Here is a 3028-nt window from a genome sequence, read left to right on the forward strand (position 1 = left end):
GAGAGTGTTCAAGTTTTTGTGTAAGCCTTGAATTTTAGATTTTGAAGCGTTCTGGGAACAGGATAGCAAAATGTGAAAGCGCAGCTCTCCAGTTTTTGATGGGCCTTGTCCATCGTTTGGCAATATTGTTCATGGCTAAATACATCAGTTTGAAGACGGACTCTTCATCGGGGAAGACGGCCTTGGTTTTAATGACCTTGCGCAGCGATCGGTTGAGAGACTCAATGGCATTGGTGGTATAGATCGCCTTGCGAATGTCCATGGGGTAATCAAAGATAGGGATGATGTTGTCCCAGTGGCGAAGCCAGATCTGGCTAATGGCAGGGTACTGCTCATCCCACTTGGCCGCGAAGGTATCGAGGGCCACTTCAGCCTCGGCTAGCGTCGCGGCTTGGTAGATGGGCTTGAGGTCAACGACCACGGCTCGGCTGTCTTTCCAAGGGACATAGCGCAAGCAGTTGCGAATTAGGTGAACGATGCACAACTGGACCTGGGTGTCGGGATAGACCGCCTCAATGGCCTGGGGGAAGCCTGTGAGGCCATCCACACAGGCAATCAGGATATCCTTGAGCCCTCGGTTCTTGAGGTCAATGGACTAATCACAAATGACAAATTTTGCTTTGTGCGTGATATCCATCTCAGCTTGAGTCGGAGTCGGGTTCCGTTGAACCGTCGAACGTAGGATGACCTGAACGATGCTCTGAGGACAATTGTGTCTCGGAGTAGCTCAGATGAAACGAAAGTGGAGCCTCAAGCGGCAGTTCATTGAGCAGGACGATGGTCAGCGACGCTGGGACAACGCCTATCAACTGCTGCTGCCCATGGCAGTGGTGCCCAAGGAGAACACTGCCAGGATTCAATCTGAAGTTGTGTCTGACGTGAAATCATTTGGAGTATCCCTATGAGTACAGCCATGTATGTTCGAGTCTCCACTCAGCAGCAGAGCCAAACGCAGACCATTGAGCAGCAACTGGAACGTTTACAGCACTACGCCAAGACTCAGAATTGGGAGATCCAGCCTGAGCAGATTTTTCGAGATGACGGCTACAGCGGCGCTCGCTTGAAGCGACCTGGCTTGGATCAACTCCGAGACGAAGTGGCCATGGCCAAGGTCGAGCGAATTTTATTGACCGCGCCAGATCGCTTATCCCGAAATTTCGTCCATCAAACGCTGCTGATTGAAGAATTTCAATCCCATGGTGTACGAGTGGAGTTTTTGGATCGCCCCATGAGCGAGGATCCACACGACCAACTCTTGCTACAGATTCGGGGGGCTGTAGCAGAGTATGAGCGGACATTAATCGCTGAGCGGATGCGACGGGGCCGGCTTCGGAAACTGCAAGCTGGGACGCTCCTACCATGGAGCCATCCTCCTTATGGCTACAGCAGTAGCCTGGATCATCCCCGGGATGCGGCTGGCATCAGCGTCAATCCGGTTGAAGCCGCTGTCGTGGGTGAGATTTTTAACCGCTATACTCAACCAGGCATGAGTTTGGCACAACTCAGTAAACATCTCTATGACCTGGGTATTTGCTCGCCGCGTGGCAAGCGGGCTTGGACCAGTGGCACCTTACGGCTGATTCTGACCAATCCGGTGTATATCGGGAAAGTATTTGCGAATCGTGAGCAAAGTGCTCCTGCTCAACAACGGCGCTCCCCACTCCAACCGGTAGGCGAACGAGGGAGTGTACGGCTTAGAGATGCTTCGGAGTGGATTTTAGTGACGCAGATTGAGGCTATCGTTAGTCCAGAGTTGTTTGAAACGGTGCAAATCAAGTTGCAACATAATCGGCAAACAGCAAAGCGTAACAACAAAACGCACAACTACCTGCTGCGGTCGTTAGTCAGTTGCGGTTGCTGCCAGACCGCTTGCACAGGAGTGACCCGAAATCAAAAATATCGATACTATCGGTGCAGACAAAAAAGTGAAGTCAAACGACTCAAGGAAGGGAAAAGTTGTTCTGCAAGATATACTCCGGCACAACAGTTAGAAGCCTTAGTATGGCAGGATTTATGTCATGTTCTAAAACACCCAGAAACTATTGCTCATGCCATGGAACGGTTACAAGATGGGCAATGGCTACCCCAAGAATTGCAAGCCCGCTGCGCAACGCTACACAAGGCTCAAAAGAGCTTACAACAGCAGATTGAACGCCTGACTCAGGCTTATCTCGCTGAGGTCATTGCGCTAGAGGAGTACCGGCGACGGCGGGCCGACCTTGAAACCCAACTTCAAGCTTTGACAACTCAGGAGCGACAATTGACGGCTCAATCTCACCAACACATAGAAATGACGCAACTGGCTCAAGGTGCCGAGGCATTTTGTCATCGGATCCAGCAGGGATTGGAACAAGCCACCTTTGAGCAGAAGCGGCAACTGGTTGAATTGTTGATTGACCGGGTGGTGGTCACCCAGGAACAGGTGGAGATTCGCTACGTCATTCCCACCAGTCTTAGAGGGGAACAGTCCCGGTTTTGTCATTTGCGTATAGACTATTTCGGTGAGCACCTTAAGCCAGAACTTAGCGCCTTCGGCTTCCGCCTCCCCAATCCAGAGACCGAGTAGGGTTTTGTTGCCCTCCACGGTGAGCCCCAAGACGACGTAGACGGCCCGTTTACTGACTCGCCCCGACACCTTGATATTGACGTAGAGGGCATCGAGATAGACGATAGGGTACACCTCATCGAGGGGACGACACTGCCAGGCTTTGACATCGTCACTGACAGCATCAGTAACCTCACTGATAAGCGAGGCGGCGACTTTCGCGCCATACAGTTCTTCCAGTTGAGCGCTGATGTCTCGGGTGCTGGTGCCTCGGGCATACATCGCCAGAATCTTCTCATCGAGTCCCGACAGGCGGCGCTGATGCTTCGGCACCAAGATTGGGTCAAACTCACCGTTGCGATCTCGCGGAATCGCCAACTCTAGCTCGCCTTGGGTTGATTGCACCGTCTTTTTCGAGTAGCCGTTGCGGCTATTAGGGCGTGCTGAGTTGGCCTCATCGTCAGCCTCAGCCTGGCTCAGGTG

The 3028-nt window shown here is 52.4% G+C and carries 2 protein-coding genes and 2 pseudogenes; 2 read left to right on the forward strand and 2 right to left on the reverse strand.

Translation table 11 applies throughout. The annotated features are described in order from the left end of the window. Window positions 1–34 precede the first annotated feature (34 nt). Window positions 35–589, reverse strand: a pseudogene (locus IQ254_RS30540) (IS256 family transposase); the annotation flags it as partial. A gap of 142 nt (window positions 590–731) precedes the next feature. Between IQ254_RS30540 and IQ254_RS30545 the strand changes: the two are divergent. Both IQ254_RS30545 and IQ254_RS30550 read left to right on the forward strand, forming a co-directional pair. Continuing rightward, window positions 732–905, forward strand: coding sequence for a hypothetical protein (locus IQ254_RS30545; RefSeq protein ID WP_193969896.1), 174 nt, complete (start codon window positions 732–734; stop codon window positions 903–905). Further along, complete coding sequence (locus tag IQ254_RS30550; RefSeq protein WP_193969897.1) at window positions 902–2566, forward strand: recombinase family protein; 1665 nt, start codon at window positions 902–904, stop codon at window positions 2564–2566. Before IQ254_RS30545 ends, IQ254_RS30550 begins: the two co-directional genes overlap by 4 nt. On the opposite strand, the pseudogene IQ254_RS30555 reads toward IQ254_RS30550, so the two are convergent. Next, window positions 2495–3028: pseudogene (locus IQ254_RS30555) on the reverse strand (transposase); the annotation flags it as partial. The gene IQ254_RS30550 and the pseudogene IQ254_RS30555 overlap by 72 nt on opposite strands.

Source organism: Nodosilinea sp. LEGE 07088 (genome assembly GCF_015207395.1).
Taxonomy (GTDB): domain Bacteria; phylum Cyanobacteriota; class Cyanobacteriia; order Phormidesmidales; family Phormidesmidaceae; genus Nodosilinea.